Below are 17216 nucleotides of genomic sequence, written 5' to 3'. Positions count from 1 at the left end.
CCGGGTTGCGATACGCAAGGGTTGCAGTCAGGCGGGTGTCATACATGGCGCGGCGGTTCCTCCCAGTCCGGTACTTCAGTAGTTGTGACTGGCGCTACTTCCACATATTTTGGTTGCTAGCCTGTCGAGACCGGACGAAAGGTTGGAGGTGGCCAACCAGGACGCTCGCCTCAAACGTCACTCGCGATGGATCGGACACGCTGCGATGCTGCTCGCATTCGCCGGCACTTCTGCTTTTCTAACCATTGCAGGGATTCCTGCACGACTTCGGGCGGAACGCTCTCGAATGATGTGCCCCGAATCAGGGTCTCGCTTGCGGCAATGTCGTTGAACTGGCCAAGCTTGTTCTGAACGGACGCCAGTTCTTTTATCGTACGGGTATGTCCGCCATTGATGAAGGGCTGAAAAAACTCAAGCAGATACCTGAGTTTTTTGCCGGCCTTGCGAACATCGTGAAGATCTTCCTCGTGGACGGACTCGTTACGAGATGCGTATTTGCTACGTTTCCTGAGTGAGCGTTGCGCGCGACGGATGCGATTCTCGGCGAACCCCTGGATGGGAAGATCATTGCACCTTGACGCCAATGTCACTTGCGCCCGAAGCAATACATCGTTCAGGAACGACTCGACATCGTCGCTCTTTATCATCCTCTGGCTATGCACGACCGCCTGTGCCCGCTTGTTCCTCGTGGCGGCCACGAGAAGTTGCATGGATGCGCGTGACTTCTGCGCGGCTGTCAAAAGATCGCCCGCGATATCCCAGTCACGCGTCTCACCGGCGACCGCCGCAAGGCGCTTGAACTCTTCAGTGGCTTGCGCGGTGACCTCTTCGCCAAGGTAGGGAGAATAGGCCCAGTACAATGCACGCAGCTTTCTGAATGCGACACGAAGCTGATGGAATGCTTCAGCTTCGCAATGTGTGCTCAGTCCTTTCGCCCGCTGCACGGCCTCGGCGACAACCGGTATCGCCAGTGACGAGAACGTGCTTGCGACGGAACCTGTGTCTGATATCGATGAAACGGCGGGTCGCCTGTTTTCCTTGTTAAGACTGAGCGGCCGTGGCAACGGCCAGTCAGCATCCATATCTACCATTGACGCCTCGAGTCGGACAATAAAATATTGCCCCTGACATTACCATACTGACGTTCTCGTTATCACCATTTATGTGACGATTTGATGAAGCGCTTCGTAGTTTGTCGCGTGTGAACCGCTTTCGCTTCAAGAGATGGCCGTGCGCCCGCCGTTTTGCATTAGGATGCACGATACAAACACTGTTGGCACGGCGTTGCATCGCGCGTGCCTCGAAGATACCTTTACTGGAAAAGTGGGAGTTTAGTTTGAAGAAACGCGCCACCGTGATCTGTCGCCGAGGCAAGCGCATTCTCCTGGTTGCGCGAAGCCAGTCGAAATGGGCCCTACCGGGTGGGATCCTGAAGCGCGGAGAACATCTTTCGGACGCAGCGCTTCGGGAACTCAAGGAGGAGACGCGGCTCTGCGGGAAGTCCGCCAGATTTCTCTTCGATATTCGTCGCAAGCAGAAGCACCATCACGTGTTTTTCTGCGAAATCTCCAGCCGTGCCAAGGCCCGCCCGAGTAACGAAATCTCCAAATGCCGCTGGGTCCATCTTGAAGACATCTCTCGTCTCTTGACCAGCGCGCCTACGGTCGACATCGTCAAGCTAGTCGGGCAAAGAAGCAAACGGTGATTTTGCCGGTCATCGCTACTATCTGCCCATCCGCTATAACGCTCGCGCAATCTGGTTTTCAGCGCACGGACTTGGGTGGGGCAGCCGCGCCTTTGACTTTCCGCTGAAGTGAAGCGGCCTGGCGGTGCTGGCGTTCGATGTTGCCGGGCAGACCGGGCGCTTGAAAGAAGGTCGCTCATGATGTTGCTCCTTTCGTCCTGGAAGGGCGAACCGGACGACGCGCTCCAGTTCGCCCTCAGGGAATTTCTCTACTGACAAACAAATCGAAACACGCTGCGCGTGCAGCGCGGCCGCTGAGCCGAAACGAAAGTAGGCCGGTGTTGAGAAATTTTCGAGTGCGCCTGCTTTCACGCGCTACGGAGTCCCTCGGTGACCGTTACAGTCACGTCGATCTCCCGAACCACGGTTCCAACCGGTAGCACCGTGCGCCCATGTGTTTCGTTGATGATCTCCGCCGCCGACAGGTAGAAAGCCAGCAGCGCCGTCAGCAGACCGAGGTAGCCGCCCACGTGGTGCAGCAACACAAAGCCGGTCCATTCGCTCGCTGCCAGCACGAAGAAGGTGATCCACAGAGACAGAAACACCAGTTGCAATGCCCGCGGTGCACGCCACGTCGCGACCCACATATAAAGCGTGAATATGCCCCACAGGAACAGATACCAGCCGACGAACGTCGCAGGAACCGTGCCGTGCAGGAACAGCACGAAGAGGGCGAGCGACCACCAGAACGCCCCATAACTCAGAAAGGCCGTCGCGCCGAACGTATTGCCGCGCGGTATTTCCATGAGTCCGGCCAGCGCCTGCGCCGTGCCGCCATAAGCGAAAGCCACGGCGAGCACCATGCCCATCGACTCGCCGCTGAACCAGCCAGCGTTGATCATGCTAAGCAACCAGGTCGTCAGCGCAAAACCGGCGAGGCCGAGTGAAGCGGGATTAGGAGCTTTGATATTCATGATTCATTCCTCAAGCAAACGGAAGTAGAAGCCGATTGCGCAGCGGTCCTCGAGACGGGCGCCGCGCTTCGGCCACAACAGGATCGAGCACCTGAAAGCGGTCAGATCGAGTCGGCGAACTGGGAAATCACGGCGGGATTTTCGACAGTCGACGTGTCCTGCGAAATCGCTTCGCCTTTCGCGACTGAACGCAGCAGGCGGCGCACGACCTTGCCGGACCGCGTCTTGGGCATGGCGTCGCCGAACCGGATGTCTTTCGGCTTGGCGATCGGACCGATCTCAGTGGCCACCCAGGCGCGCAACTCGTCCGCTATGCGCTTCGCCTCGGCGCCGGTGGGTCGCGCCGTCTTCAGAACAATGAAGGCAACGACCGCTTCCCCGAACGTTTCGTCCGGACGCCCGACGACGGCGGCCTCGGCGACGAGCGGATTGGCCGCCAGCGCCGACTCGATTTCCATCGTGCCCATGCGGTGGCCGGACACGTTCAGCACGTCGTCGATACGACCGGTGATCGTGAAATAGCCTGTGTCCCGGTCGCGAATCGCGCCGTCGCCGGCGAGGTACAGCTTGCCGCCGAGTTCGTCGGGGTAATAGCCGTTGCGAAAGCGCTCGGGATTACCCCAGATCGTGCGGATCATCGACGGCCACGGCTTGCGAATCACAAGCACGCCGCCTTGGCCGTTGGCCACTTCGTGACCGGTTTCGTCGACGATCGCCGCATCGATGCCAGGCAGCGGCAGCGTGCATGATCCGGGCACGAGTGAGGTGGCGCCTGGCAGCGGCGAGATCATGTGGCCGCCTGTTTCGGTTTGCCAGAATGTGTCCAGCACCGGACAGCGGCCGCCGCCGACATGTTCGGCGTACCAGTTCCATGCGGCTGGATTGATCGGTTCGCCGACCGTGCCGAGAATGCGCAAGCTCCTCAGGTCGAAGCTGCGAGGATGCACCGCGCTGTCAGCGTCGGCGCTCTTGATGAGAGACCGGATGGCGGTCGGCGCGGTGTAGAAGATGCTGACCTGATGACGCTGGATCATGTCCCAGAAGCGGCCTGCATTCGGATAGGTGGGCACGCCTTCAAAAATGACCTGGGTTGCACCGACGGCGGTAGGGCCGTAGCAGATATACGTGTGACCGGTGATCCAGCCGATATCGGCAGTACACCAGAAGACATCGGCCGGCTTGATGTCGAAGGTCCATTTCATCGTCACGGCGGCCCACAGCAGATAACCGCCGGTGCTGTGCTGAACGCCTTTGGGCGCGCCGGTCGACCCTGATGTGTACAACACGAATAGCGGATGTTCAGCGCCGACCCATTCCGGCTCGCAGGTATCCGGCTGGTCTCGTTCGAGTTCGTGCAGCCACATGTCGCGCCCTGCGATCCAGGGGATCTGGCCACCCGTACGCCGATAGATGACGACTGTCTTGACGGCTTCGGCGCCACCCATCGCGAGGGCTTCGTCGACGATCGTCTTGAGCGGCAGTGTTTTGCCGCCGCGCACCTGTTCGTCGGCTGTCATCACGGCGACCGCGCCGACATCGACCATTCGTTCATGCAGCGATTTGGCGGAAAAACCACCGAACACGACGGAGTGCGGCGCGCCGATGCGCGCACACGCCAGCATCGCGACGACGCCTTCCACCGACATCGGCATGTAAATCACTACCCGGTCGCCTTTCTTCACACCACGCGCACGTAGCGCGTTGGCAAGTCTGCATACGCGGTGATAGAGCGCCTGGTAGGTGACGCGAGTGACCTTGCCGTCGTCCGCCTCGAACACGATCGCCGTCTTGTCGGCGAGCCCGTTAGCGAGGTTGCGATCCAGACAGTTGTATGAAGCGTTGAGTTCACCGTCTTCGAACCATTGATAAAACGGCGCGTTCGTCTCGTTCAGGACCTTCGTGAATGGTCGGCGCCACTCGAGATGCTCTCTGGCGAGGCGTGCCCAGAATGCTTCGTGATCGCGTTCGGCCTCGGCCACGAGCGCATGGTAAGCATCCATGCCGTCGATGGTTGCGTGCTTGAGCGCGGGGATATGCGGCGCCGTAGCGTTGAGTTGATTAAGCTCGATGGTAGACATCCAGTGTCTCCTCACATGAAAGTCAAGGATAGGGCGAAGCCTGAAACGGCGAGTCGCTTGAGCGAAGGCTCTTGATGGCCGTGGTGCAGATGCGTGCGTGCAGGTCAACTATGACCGCCGGGACGAGCGTGCGATTGACGCAAATCAAGAGAAGGACGGCAGGGAAGAGCGGTTGGTGCTTGATGCAAATCAATCGCAATACGTGCGGCGAGAATGACTTCGTCATTGACTGCTGGCGAATGTCATGCCGCCTTCGAGATGATCCATGTCAAACGACAGGACGCTATGCCGGCCTAATCTCAAACCATGCGAGGGCTTGCCGGCAGCCGGATGCTGACGATCGGGACGGGCCGGTACCATGAATTCAATGATCCTAACTGTTAAGGAGGCTTACCATGCACGCATCAGATGTCATGACCAGCAACGTTATATCGGTCACGCCCGACATGACTGTGCGAGAGGTCGCTAGAATTTTCGTCGACAATCGTATTAGCGGCGCGCCGGTCGTCGATTCGGACGGCCGTATTGCCGGCATGATCAGCGAAAGCGATCTGCTTCGCCGCAGTGAGATCGGTACCGACGAGCGCACGCGAACGTCGTGGCTCGATCTCTGGTCCGTGAGCCATGAGGCACGAGATTACATCAAGACTCATGCGGTGAAAGTGCGCGATGTGATGACTCCTGGCGTGGTGAGCGTTCAGCCTGAAACACCGCTTGGCGAAGTGGCCGGTATTCTCGAGACGCGGCGCATCAAACGCGTGCCCGTGATAAAGGACGGAAAGCTTGTGGGCATCGTGAGCCGTGCCAATCTTGTGCAGGCGCTGGCAAGCGTACCGGACGAGCCGTCAACGGATGTGACGCTCTCGGACAGCGAGATTCGCGCCATGTTGATGGGCGAGCTGGCTGGCCGTAAGTGGAGTTTCGCGGGACGCAATATCGTCGTCACCAACGGAGTCGTACATCTCTGGGGCATCTTCCATTCGATAGAAGCCGTCGACGCGGTTCGCGTGGCGGCGCAAAACATACCTGGCGTCAAGCGCGTGGAAGATCACACCGAGCCCTATCCGGTAATGCCGGGCATCTAGCGGACAACACCGAAAACGGTCGGCATTCGACTAAGGTGCGGAGATGAATTTTTGCGAGGCAGCGCGCGAAATGCGGTGACGTCTACGATATTTAGTTAGCCGTATCTGCGCCCGGCGTTCAATCATGCCTCGCGATACACTATGGGTGCCAACGGCAACCATCACGCAAGGGAGGTGTGAGATGCGCGCAATGGTATTCGACGATACCGTAGGCTCCCTGCGCGACCTGGAGGTTCCAGATCCTGTGCCGGCTGCGGGGCAGTTGTTGATCGACGTCCACGCATGCGGTATTTGCCGTACCGACCTGCATCTGATTGACCACGAACTGCCTCATCCAAAGCGGCCGGTGATCCCGGGCCATGAAATCGTCGGTACGATTGCGGCGGTGGGAGCCGGAGTAAGCGGTTTCAATGTGGGGGAGCGGGTCGGCGTGCCATGGGTAGGCCATACCTGCGGTCACTGCCGTTACTGTCTCTCTCATCGTGAGAATCTGTGCGATGAACCGGGTTTCACGGGGTATACGATCGACGGCGGTTACGCCGAGCGCACCGTTGCCGACAGCCGTTACTGTTTTCATCTGCCTGACCGATATTCGGACGTGGAAGCGGCGCCCTTGCTGTGCGCGGGACTCATCGGTTATCGCACGCTGGCCATGGCAGGCGACGCACAGCGGATCGGTATATACGGCTTTGGCGCAGCCGCGCATATCGTCGCGCAGGTCGCGATTCATCAGGGGCGCACCGTTTATGCCTTCACGCGTGATGGCGATATGGCTGCGCAACAGCTCGCCTTGCGACTCGGTGCGACGTGGGCCGGCAGCAGCAACGAGGCCGCGCCGCACGAACTCGATGCTGCGCTGCTCTTCGCTCCGGTCGGCGCGCTCGTGCCGATTGCTCTGAAGGCGGTGGGGAAGGGCGGCATTGTGGTGTGTGGCGGGATTCACATGAGCGACATCCCGTCTTTTCCGTATGACTTTCTATGGGGCGAGCGTCGCGTGGTGTCGGTGGCCAATCTCACGCGCGAAGACGGGCTTGCGTTCATGCATCTGGCCGCGGAGATTTCGCTCGACATAGAAACGACGCCTTATTCGCTGGGCGAGGCCAACCAGGCGCTTGCCGATCTGCGGGAGGGAAGGCTGACGGGGGCGGCAGTGCTGGTGATCCGCTGACGGTATCTTCGGTAGAGCCGCCATGTTTTCGCTCACCCCTGCAATGGTCCGGGCTGTACCGGGTCCTCCAGAGCCTGTAGCGGTAGATGGTGCGTCGGACGGGAAGCCTCAAGCACCTCGCGATGGTCGGACACGTAGCCTGCGAGTGCATTGACCACTGTTTGAATGCGCGGCATGCGGCGAAGATCAGGATGGCCGACGAGCCACAGCGTCGACGTGATAGCTGCAAGCGGTGGTGTCATGCGCCGTAGCCGCCGGTCGGCATCGCCGAGAAAGCAGGGCAACAGCGCGATACCCATGCCCGTGGCCGCCGCCTCTCGCAACGCAAGCAGTGAATTGGATCGATGCACGATCCGGGCGGAATCAACGTGTGTCGCGATCCATTTCGACGATGCGAGATGGGCGAGGCTTTCGTCCGGACTCAACCAGTCGAGCGCAAGTGGATCGGCGTCGACCTTGTCCGCAAGATACCGATCTGCGCCATAGATCGCGGACGCGACGGTAGCAAGAGGCCGTGCGATCAGATCGTCCGGCACCGTGGCCGATGGCCGTAGCGCGATGTCGGCTTCGTGACGCATCAACGTAGAAAATGCGTTGGTTACGAGTACCTCCACAAGCAGTCCGGGATGAGACTGACGCAATGCCGCAAGGGCAGGCGCGATGAAGCCGAATAGCGCTTCAGTGGTGGTCAGCCGCACCGTTCCTGTCGGCCTCGAATCGTGCCCGGCGAGCCTGCGCCCAGTTTCGTCGATCTCACGCAGCACCCGCTCTGCCAGTCCGATGGCTTCACTTCCCGCAACTGTCGAGATGTAACCTGTCCGGCTGCGCTCGAAGAGCCGCACACCGAGCCGGCGCTCGAGGTGGTTCAACCGTCGCCACGCACTGGCATGGTTCAGTTTCAGCTCGCGCGCCGCGCCCGCCAGCGTGTTGGTCCGGCCTAGCGCGGCGAGGAGCCGCAGGTCCTCCAGATCGAACATTCCTTGTCGTGCGGACAAACTGGGATTGCTCATAGCCAATATTTCATTGCGCCGTAATGCTGGAGATCATACCGACTACCCGCTATTCGTGTTTGCGCGCTTGTCGGCCCGAAGGCGACGGTTCAATGTCTCATTTCAACAGGTAAGCCTATGACCCAGATTCAGATAGCTGTGCAACGCCGCCGCATGCTCGGGCGGCTTGCAACCGGGCTGATGCTTTCGTCGCTGGTCGACACACCGACGCATGTCCACGCCGAACTCGCAGACCGCCACGCAGCCGTTATACCGGAGGGTTTCGCAAGTCGCTATGCCTTGGTCGACGGGTTCCGCATGCATTATGTCGAAGGCGGGGAAGGCCCCGTTGTCGTGCTATTGCACGGCTGGCCGCAGACGTGGTGGGCGTGGCGAAAGGTGATGCCGCTGCTGGCCGAGGACTTTCGCGTCATCGCGATCGACACGCCCGGGCTCGGCGATTCGGATATACCGTCAGGCGGCTACGATAAGCGCAGTCTTGCCAGGCATATCCGGACCTTGGTGAACGGACTCGGGCATTCGCGCTTCGCACTCGTCGGTCATGATCTGGGTGCATCCATTGCCTATGCGTACGCTCAGCAGTTTCCCGCGGAACTTACGCGGCTCGTGGTAATGGACGATCCGATCCCTGGCCTGAAAGACTGGGACATAGTCAAAGGGAAGTGGCCGCGCTGGCACTTTGCGTTTCACGCGATTCCGCATTTACCTGAGGCACTTGTGACCGGCCGCGAGTTAACGTATCTGAAATGGTTCTATAACAACGCCTTTCAGAAAGACGCGATTACCGATGCCGATGTCCAGCAATATGCTGCAGCGTACGCGCGTCCAGCATCGTTGCAGGCGGGTTTTGAATACTATCGTGCGTTTGCGCAGGATGCGGTCGACAATGCGGCGAATGACAGGTCAGTGGCGATGCCGGTGCTTGCGCTTGGGGGTGACCATTCGCCATGGCGGTCGTATTTGCACGAACAGTTGCAGGGACGTGCGGTATTACTGGAAGGTGACGTTGTGCCCGACTGCGGACATTTCATTGCCGAGGAGCAGCCGGAGTGGCTTGTGCGTCGGCTGCGGAAGTTTTTTTGATGGGGCGGGCTGGTAGTGAGTGCAGCTTGAAGGGCGTTGATGCGCACTGTGGGAGACGCGCAGCGGTTTCTGCGTCGGCGCCTTTGTTTATAAAAGCCAATGTGTAAGGGGTCGTCGGTTGCGGTGACTTATATCTTTCGGGTATCCGCGACCGCGATGCGCATTGGCGTTTCTCGCGACTCGTAAACGATAGTTGACTTCGGTTATTTGTAGACGATTGGAAAGAGGAGAAAGCGAGCTTTGTCCGACGCATCGTGAGCGCATTCAGACGGCAGCTTCGCTTAGCAAGCGGTTACTCGATCGCCGAAAGCAGGAGCCGCGTCATCGGCCTTGGCTGACGTTCGTTGCTGCGTGGCATTGCCATTGAATATGCACGCTGCAGATCGATCGAATACCGTCGGAAAAAACAATTAACGCATCTACTACACCGTTCGCAAGTAAAGTATTGGCAGCGCGCACGCTACGTTTCAGCGTCGCGACCGCTAGTCCGTTTCGAAGAACGATCGCACGTAGTGGCATGCCTAGAATTTCTGACGAAATCCGAGCGAAACCACAGTCTGGCGATCACTGCTCGACGCAGTCACCTGGTTGATTGCCGCAACCGCTGGTTTGCCAGTTGAGTCGACACCGGATGCTTTCTGGTACACCGCGACTATATACAGGTCAGTTCTTTTCGACAGGCTGTACATCACGCCAAGGGTGCCCTGATTATATTGCGCAGGATCTCGGCCGTTGACCGAACTCCCTCGCGTGTACGTGTACTCCACGCCCGCCAGGAGTGCCGGTGTAAACTGATATTTCAAACTCACCTCTACATTGTTGAACGTAGCGTCACCCGAGAATTTGGTTGGATTGGGACCGCTCTCCGCAGTATTACCAAGGTTGAGGAATTTGACGTTCGAGTAATTGGCCCCAAGCGTCGTTGCACCGATGGTGTAATTGCCACCGGCACCGATGACCTGGTACGTATTGGCTGACGCATAACCGCTGAACACCGGGCTGGTATTGTTACTCGTGGCGGCGGTCAGCGTACCCGACGAGCTGGTGCCAAAGAAACTGACGTTCGGGTTGCGTGCGTTCAGGTAAGCGGCGCCGAGCACCAGCGGTCCATTTGAATAAGCTGCGCCCAATGACCAAACCTGATTCCGAGTAACATTGCCAGCAATTCCACCCAGGCTGTACAGACCACCATATGTAAAACCATCGTAGTCGGGGCTGGAGTACTTTATTGCGTTGTTAGTACGCTGACTGTTGTCGAAATTATCAAGATCACCTGGGTGGGAGCCTATAGTGCCGCCCCATTGGTCACCGACCGTAACCGGTCCCACATAGTCGACTTCAGAATCGTATTGACGCCCGAACGTGATGGTGCCTAGGCGGCTGGATGACAGACCGGCATACGCTTGACGACCGAATAGCAGGCCGCCTTGCAGGAGCTTGCCGGTGCCATCGTCAAATCCGTTTTCCAACCTGAACAATGCGCTCATTCCGCCGCCCAGATCTTCCACGCCGCGAATACCCCAGCGACTCCCTCCCAACGCGGCAGTCGTCAAATTGTAGAGCTGTTTGCCGCCGGCGTTGCTATTGTATTCAGGACCTTCGTCGATCGACCCATAAAGTGTGACGCTTGACTGAGCGAGAGCCGGGACCGAGAAGGTCGCGGCCACGAATAACAAAATACTTGTCTCCACATTTTTCATATGTCCTCCTAATTGACATTGTCGTGATCGAGCTTGTTTACGATTTTTGATCACCCTATTTTGGGCCAATACTTCCTGCTGTGACGCAAGCCGAGGTGTGCCGCCATCGCCGCCAGTCGCAGAGGCGCCCCGATCCCTTCCATGACGGGGACGCCGAGCTGCGCGGAGAGCCACGCTGGCTTGATGTGAACCGGACATTGCGTGATACCGAACGAAATGATCACGTCAGCCCGATCCTGCTCGATCAACGACCTCGACTCGGCGACGAAATTCTGGACCATGGCATCGCTGTTCGCCGCGATGTCGGGGCCTTCGAATCCTGAGCTGCGCCATCCTGCCACCCGGTCGAGCATTCCATAGCGTTCAACTATGCGGTGGACCAGCGGGAAGCGGGACTCGTGGTACATGACGATGCCGAATCGGTGACCGAATATGCACGCGAGGTGCAACATGGCCTCAGCTGGCGCAATGATCGGAATGTCGACCGCGCAACGGCCTGCGTCCACGCCCAAGTCCAGCACGCCCAGCGGCACCGCTGCGTCATACCCTTGACGTTCTACTTCACGGAAAACCTCTACAAAACCCGATGATGCGGAGTCGAGAAAAGCGGGTGTGTTTCCTGGCACATAGGCCGTGCCCTGAGTGCTAAAAATGCCAATGTGGACTTCCTCCGACGCGTACGACAGCGCAACATCGGCGCGTCGCTTGAATTCCTGCTCAGGATATTGACCCATTACAAAAGCGACTTTGAGCATTTAGCCTATCTCCATCCGGAACACGACATGGGAAACTTCACGCTTAATTCATGCTTTCATTCGGATCGACGCGCCGGGCATGCGCTGCGGCAACGCCGCTGTCACGCCTTATGCCGCGGAGGGTCGACTTGACGACACAATGGTTCTGGACGCTTTTAGAAAGCTAAGCAGCAGCATGCATATGACGACGATGATCAGCGCCGAGGCCGGGACGTAATACATTTGCGTTACCGGCCAATGAGCCCCTAACAGCAACCCGCCCACCAACGGTCCCACGATCGCTCCCACCCGACCGACACCGAGGATGAATCCCAACGCGGTGCCGCGCATCGGTGTGGGATAGACGGACGTGGTGAAGCCGTTATAGGCGCTTGTAACGCCGGTGCCGAGGCCGCCCACGAAGAATACGACCAGGAGCAATGGATAAAGAAAGATGGCATGACCGATCAGGCTGTAGAACACCGCAGCGAGTATCGCCGCAGCGGCAAATATCGCAGGCGGCCACACGCGGTCGATCAGGCGCCCCCACAGCAACGCACCAGCCACGGAGCCCGCCTGCCCCATGGTGCTGGCGACGATTGCCTTGCTCAGCGGTATCCCGGACTCGTTGAGAAGCGTAGGCGACCAGCTGGTGATGAAGTAGCCGGTCATCAGGCTGATCAGCATCGCCAGCGCGAGAAGACAGGTCAGTGACGCGCGCCCCTGTCTGAAAATGTCGCTTATCGGCAAGCCGCCCAGGTCTTGCTCGGTGCTTGTCCACGGTGTCGGCTCGATGATCGCCGGCGCGATAATGCGCATGATGGCCTGAACCCGCTGGGGTGAGTGCCGCATCAGGACCAACTGTCGAACTGAGTGCGGCAGACTGAAATAGCATGCGACAAAGATCAGCAGCGCGACCGCGCCACCCAGCACAAATGTCGAGCGCCACCCTGCCAACGGGATGATGACGGCCGTTGCATAGCCGGCAAGGATGCCACCCAGCGGGTAAGCACATGAAACGCAGGTAACCGCGAAGCGACGTACTCTCAACGGCGCATACTCTGCAGTAAGCGCCATTACGTTCATATACGCACCGCCCAGTCCGAATCCGCTGGCGATCTGCAGCAATAGCAATGCCGTATAGCTTCCGATAAAACCTTTGGCGAGCGTCGCCACGCCGAATATGAAAATGCTCGAAACAATGACCGAACGGCGCCCGAGCTTGTCGGCTAACATTCCACCAATCAAGCCACTCACCGTCATACCGATCAGGCCGGCCGAAATGAGTGATCCAAGAAGCGATCGGGAAATCTGAAAATCGCGTAAGACCGCGGGCGCCGCATAGGGAAGGATGTACATATCGAACCCGTCCAGCAACGACACGGCAAAGCACAAAATGAACACCCGGTATTGAAGCCGGCTCACAGGGCTTTGGTTTATGACCTCTGCAATATCCAAAATTTGTCCCCTGTCATTTTTAGCACCGCGTTTACACGCATCCGCCTGACCGGCATGTCCGTCTTTTAGTATCGTTTTTTTGATATCGCTCGGCCGACATCCGGATGGAAACACTGGATCTGTCTCGCCGATTATCGTTCTTACTGGCATGGAGTTTAGGAACCACACCGGCTACCAGCAAGACGTTCCGACGCATTTCATCTTTGACAGTATGTCACGGCACATGACGGCCGCTCGGGCCTCTGTGCTCGGGTGACTCCCGATACCCGCCCTCATTAATTTAGTGTGATACTGAGTTACGTTTCGAGGCTTGCCGGATGCGTCTTTCCGGTCGGCACCAGGGTCAGGACGCTGCCGATGTTGTCGCCACTCAACCGATCGGATCTGAAATGAGCTATAGCGACGACAAATTCAGCGCTATTGTGATTCTGGTTCGCGTTGCCGAATGCAATAGTTTTACCGATGCGGCCTTCAAGCTCGGTATGTCGGCCTCTGGCGTTAGCCGCTCGATTGCGCGCCTGGAAAAGCGGCTGGGTGTGCAACTGGTCAAGCGTACGACCCGTGGCCTGAGCCTGACCGACGAAGGCGCCGTCTACGTCGAGCGATGCCGGATGATCCTCTCCGAGATGGAGGACGCCGACGCGCATATCACCAACTCGCGCAGCACGCCGAGCGGCATTTTGCGCGTGCAGATGCCGGCAGCCTACGCACGTAAAGCTGTGTTACCGGCGCTCCCGCAATTCCTCGAACGCAATCCGGACCTGGTGGTCGAGTTGGAGTTGAGCGGCCGCACCCCCGATTTAGCAGAAGAATCGATCGATGTTGCGTTGCGTTTCGGTCGCCCACCCGATTCACGCATAGTGGCGCGCAAGCTTTGTGATGCGGAAAGCGTTGTCTGCGCATCCCCCCGGTATCTAGCCCGCCACGGCACCCCGCAAACACTGGATGACCTGGTGCACCACCGATGTCTAAGTTTCGTCAACCCACGCACTGGCCGGCATAATCAGTGGTCGTTCGTTGAATGCGGAAGAACGCGAGCGGTACCCGTACGGCAGGCACTGAGCTCGAACGATGTGCAATCGCTGGTCGATGCGGCAGTTGCAGGTTCTGGCATCGTCAACGTCGCGCAGGTCAATGTAGCCGAACAGATGGCGCGCGGTGAACTCGTTCCCATCCTCACACGCCATACGCCTAGCAGTTATCCGCTCTTTCTGCTGTACCTGCCCAATCGACATCTGACACGGCGGGTGCGCTGCTTTATCGATTTCCTGGTCGACCTGCTGCAAACTGAATCGCCGCGGCACGACGTACTGGAAGTATCGTCCGCTACGTCATCTCTGCACCCGGATCCAATCTTGTTTGGAGCGCCTCAGGCACATAGCATGGCCGACCAGAACGACGCATAATCTGGCGATCGTTTCGTCAGAAACGCGGAAAATCCCTCCTGCCATTCTGCGGGATCCATCGATCCCAATAACGCGTCGATGCTGGCCCAATCCGCCGGGGCCACACGACCGAGTGAGGCTTTGACCGCAGCGATCGCCGCGGGCGGACACGTCCCGATCTCGTGCGCGACAGCGACAGCGCGATCAATCAACAATGTGCTGTCGACAAGCTCATTGACTAGGCCCATCCCAAGCGCCTCGTTCGCATCGAATCGCCGGCGCGTCAGAATAAGCTCGAGTGCTTTACGACGGCCAACGATCTCGGGTAGTCGAGCCAGCGCCGTGCGTGGGATGACCCCCAGGCCGATTTCGGGCATCGCGAAACGGGCGTTTCCCGAGGCGAGCACGAGATCGCATGACAGCAGCAATTCGAGCCCGCCACCGAGCGCCAATCCGTCGACCGCGGCGATGACAGGACGGGCTTCACCGATAAGCACCTTGAATAAAGCCAACGGGGTCATCGAATCGGCAGGAGCGGCTCCAGGACGAAGCCAGTTACCGCCAAGCATCTCGCTGATATCGGCACCCGCACAAAAATTCCTGATACCCGATGCGATGATCAGGACTCGCGCGCCGAGCTGCCTGCTATTTGAAATGGCCTGCAGCAGTGCCGCGACTTGCACGGTTGACAGCGCATTGTGGTGCGCCTCATCGTGCATCATGATCACACCTGCATGTCCTCGCAGTGTAAAACTCACGCCTGTTTTAGGCTCGTTCATCTATGCTCCCCACGCGTATCGTATTCGCCACCCAGATCACGGACGCGTCGACCGCGCGCGCTTCGTTGAGGCTGACGGTAACGGGGTTTATTTCGATTTGCGTAATTTTCCCGGCATGGGTCAGAAAACAGACACCCACCCGGTTCAACAAATCGAGGGCTGCGGCGAAACCTGAAGCGCCACGTTCGCCGGCATGCAATATCTTGCCGATGGTGGTCTTTTTGAGCGCGTGCTCAAGCGTCGTAATCGGGGCTGGCAGCGAAATGAACTGCACATCAGCAAGCGCCTCGGTCCAGATGCCGCCTGAGCCGGTCATCAGCAATGGCCCGAACACGGGATGGGTAAACGCGCTGACGATCAACTCCAGACCGGGGCGGAACTGGCTCAAAATAAGGGGCGCCACCGCTCCTTCAAGGAGGCTGGCCGCTGCGGCATCCAGTTCGACGGCGTTACGGATGTCTAGCACCACGCCCCCGCGGTCCGAAATGTGAGTCTCCAACAGATCTTTTTTCAACACCAGCGGATAGCCAAGCAAGTCGGCAGCGGCCGCCAGGTCGGCGCGATCCGCAGTAGCGAACCGGGCTACCCGCACCCCGTGTTCGTCGAGAAACCGCATACTGTCGCTTTCACGGAGCGCCGTGGTTGGGCCGGACTCGCTGGACCAGACCGGCTTGCATTGCGCTGCGGTGTTCGCGTTGGCGTCCTTCATCTTTTGAAAACATCGCATCAGCAGGTTTGCGCTGTGAAATACCGGAATGCCGGCCTGGGCCAGAATGCCGCTCGATTCCGTGTCGTAACTGCCACCGGTCCAGACCAGTATCAGTGGGCACTTCACCTGCGGCGCGAGCATGGCAAGGCTCCGACAGGTCGGCTGGTAGTTGGCTGCGGCGGTAATGATCGGCAAGATGGTCATCACCCCGTCGTCTTCCGCAAGGATCCGGATCGTCTGCTCCTGCAGGGTAGGATCGATGTAACCTTGCGTCGTCAAGTCGACCGGGTTTTGCACCGCAATGAAATCGGGCAAGACCTCGCGCAAACGACGCTTCGTGGTGTCGGCCAATCCGGCAAAACGTACCCGCGAGAGATCGGCCTGATCGGCGAAGAGGGCTACGTTGCCGCCCGACACCGAGAGCGCGGCGATGTCGTCGCCATTGGGAGCACCGATTCCTCGGCGCAGCAAACTGGTACAGCCGACCACTTCGTCAAGATCATCCACGAAGATCAGACCAGCTTGTTCTGCGCAATCCCGTGTCACCCGGTAGTCGCCTGCCAGCGATCCGGTGTGCGATCTTGCCATTGCCACGCCGGTTGCTCCACGGCCCACCTTTAACAATACAACCGGTTTGAGCAGGCTGCGTCGCTCGACCGTGGCGATCAGCTCCCGCACGATCGCATCGCTTTCAATCAGCATGACGACTACTTTCGTGTGTTCGTCGTCGAAAAAAAATTCCAGCAGATTTTCGAACGAAACGCCAGCAGCGTTTCCGGTCATCACCAGATAGCTCAGGTCGATGCTGGCCTGCGCCATGAACCAGGCGGCGGAGTATGCCAGCCCGCCGCTTTGGGAAACGATCGCCACATCTCCGACGCCGACCTGATGTTCAAGCGTTGGCACGCTGGTCGCGAACAGACCGTCGACCAGATTAGCGAAACCCATTGAATTCGGCCCAAGGAAGACCACCTCGCCAGCGGAGCCTACTAATTCGGCCTGTAACCTGCTGCCTGCCTCGCCTAGTTCTGCGTAACCGGCTGCGATGATTGTGGCCGCGCTGATCCCGAGCCGGCGGCAGTCGCTCAATACTTGTGGAACACCCTGCGCTGGCAACGCGACGATACAGTGATCGACCGGCTGTCCAATAGCATCCAATGACTCATAGCAGGGCAATCCGAGTAAGGTCTGATACCCTGGGTTGACGGGGAATATCTTTCCGGCAAACTTGCCTTTAATCATCGTCGCAAGAATGCGGCCAGAAACTTTGCTCAACGCCGCAGATGCGCCAACCATCGCAACCGACTTTGGGCGCAATAGTGGCTCAACAGGATTCCTTATTTTCATATCTATATGTTTCGAAAAATTA

Annotated in this window: 14 protein-coding genes; 5 read left to right on the top strand and 9 right to left on the bottom strand. The window is 58.7% G+C overall.

The features are described from left to right. Window positions 1-170: 170 nt before the first annotated feature. A complete protein-coding gene (locus PQQ95_RS30775; protein WP_408444572.1) occupies window positions 171-1091 on the bottom strand; it encodes a CHAD domain-containing protein in 921 nt (306 codons plus the stop codon). Between the two features lie 245 nt (window positions 1092-1336). On the opposite strand from PQQ95_RS30775, the gene PQQ95_RS30770 reads away from it, so the two are divergent. Then, window positions 1337-1705, top strand: coding sequence for an NUDIX hydrolase (locus PQQ95_RS30770; RefSeq protein WP_408444569.1), 369 nt, complete (start codon window positions 1337-1339; stop codon window positions 1703-1705). A 347-nt stretch (window positions 1706-2052) separates the two neighbouring features. On the opposite strand, the gene PQQ95_RS30765 is transcribed toward PQQ95_RS30770, so the two are convergent. Both PQQ95_RS30765 and acs read right to left on the bottom strand, forming a co-directional pair. Then, on the bottom strand, window positions 2053-2658 hold the full coding sequence (locus PQQ95_RS30765; RefSeq protein ID WP_408444567.1) for an acetate uptake transporter: 606 nt from the start codon (window positions 2656-2658) through the stop codon (window positions 2053-2055). 101 nt (window positions 2659-2759) lie between these two features. Continuing rightward, window positions 2760-4736: an acetate--CoA ligase gene (gene acs, locus PQQ95_RS30760; RefSeq protein ID WP_408444565.1), complete on the bottom strand. Its 1977-nt coding sequence runs from the start codon at window positions 4734-4736 to the stop codon at window positions 2760-2762. Window positions 4737-5131: 395 nt separating this feature from the next. Here acs and PQQ95_RS30755 point away from each other — a divergent pair, with 395 nt between their 5' ends. Together PQQ95_RS30755 and PQQ95_RS30750 are read left to right on the top strand one after the other, a co-directional pair. Continuing rightward, the gene (locus PQQ95_RS30755; protein WP_408444563.1) at window positions 5132-5821 is read left to right on the top strand and encodes a CBS domain-containing protein; all 690 of its coding nucleotides are present in this window, start codon (window positions 5132-5134) and stop codon (window positions 5819-5821) included. 181 nt (window positions 5822-6002) lie between these two features. Further along, the gene (locus PQQ95_RS30750; RefSeq protein WP_408444560.1) at window positions 6003-6989 is read left to right on the top strand and encodes a zinc-dependent alcohol dehydrogenase family protein; all 987 of its coding nucleotides are present in this window, start codon (window positions 6003-6005) and stop codon (window positions 6987-6989) included. A 32-nt stretch (window positions 6990-7021) separates the two neighbouring features. On the opposite strand, the gene PQQ95_RS30745 is transcribed toward PQQ95_RS30750, so the two are convergent. Beyond that, window positions 7022-7999 carry a LysR family transcriptional regulator gene (locus tag PQQ95_RS30745; RefSeq protein WP_408444558.1) on the bottom strand — a complete coding sequence of 326 codons (978 nt, stop codon included), beginning with the start codon at window positions 7997-7999 and terminating at the stop codon, window positions 7022-7024. A gap of 117 nt (window positions 8000-8116) precedes the next feature. Here PQQ95_RS30745 and PQQ95_RS30740 point away from each other — a divergent pair, with 117 nt between their 5' ends. Beyond that, window positions 8117-9082 carry an alpha/beta fold hydrolase gene (locus PQQ95_RS30740; RefSeq protein WP_408444555.1) on the top strand — a complete coding sequence of 322 codons (966 nt, stop codon included), beginning with the start codon at window positions 8117-8119 and terminating at the stop codon, window positions 9080-9082. Window positions 9083-9603: 521 nt separating this feature from the next. Here the strand turns inward: PQQ95_RS30740 and PQQ95_RS30735 are convergent. The 3 genes from PQQ95_RS30735 to PQQ95_RS30725 form a co-directional block, all read right to left on the bottom strand. Then, window positions 9604-10782 (bottom strand): porin, encoded by a 1179-nt coding sequence (locus PQQ95_RS30735; RefSeq protein ID WP_408444553.1) that lies wholly within the window; start codon window positions 10780-10782, stop codon window positions 9604-9606. A gap of 50 nt (window positions 10783-10832) precedes the next feature. Next, window positions 10833-11537: an aspartate/glutamate racemase family protein gene (locus tag PQQ95_RS30730; RefSeq protein ID WP_408444550.1), complete on the bottom strand. Its 705-nt coding sequence runs from the start codon at window positions 11535-11537 to the stop codon at window positions 10833-10835. 108 nt (window positions 11538-11645) lie between these two features. Continuing rightward, window positions 11646-13124 carry an MFS transporter gene (locus PQQ95_RS30725; protein WP_408444548.1) on the bottom strand — a complete coding sequence of 493 codons (1479 nt, stop codon included), beginning with the start codon at window positions 13122-13124 and terminating at the stop codon, window positions 11646-11648. Window positions 13125-13363: 239 nt separating this feature from the next. Here PQQ95_RS30725 and PQQ95_RS30720 point away from each other — a divergent pair, with 239 nt between their 5' ends. Beyond that, window positions 13364-14380 (top strand): LysR family transcriptional regulator, encoded by a 1017-nt coding sequence (locus PQQ95_RS30720; RefSeq protein WP_408444545.1) that lies wholly within the window; start codon window positions 13364-13366, stop codon window positions 14378-14380. Here PQQ95_RS30720 and PQQ95_RS30715 read toward each other — a convergent pair. Both PQQ95_RS30715 and PQQ95_RS30710 read right to left on the bottom strand, forming a co-directional pair. Beyond that, entirely contained in the window at window positions 14344-15138 is a 795-nt protein-coding gene (locus PQQ95_RS30715; protein WP_408444543.1) for an enoyl-CoA hydratase/isomerase family protein, read from the bottom strand. The genes PQQ95_RS30720 and PQQ95_RS30715 overlap by 37 nt on opposite strands. After that, window positions 15125-17194 (bottom strand): acetate--CoA ligase family protein, encoded by a 2070-nt coding sequence (locus PQQ95_RS30710; protein ID WP_408444541.1) that lies wholly within the window; start codon window positions 17192-17194, stop codon window positions 15125-15127. The genes PQQ95_RS30715 and PQQ95_RS30710 overlap by 14 nt, the downstream gene beginning before the upstream one ends. Between the last annotated feature and the right edge of the window lie 22 nt (window positions 17195-17216).

The organism is Paraburkholderia caffeinilytica (assembly GCF_046030355.1).
In the GTDB taxonomy this organism is placed as follows: domain Bacteria; phylum Pseudomonadota; class Gammaproteobacteria; order Burkholderiales; family Burkholderiaceae; genus Paraburkholderia; species Paraburkholderia caffeinilytica_B.
Note: the sequence above shows the minus strand (reverse complement) of the source record. Positions and strands in the feature narration are given on the sequence as shown.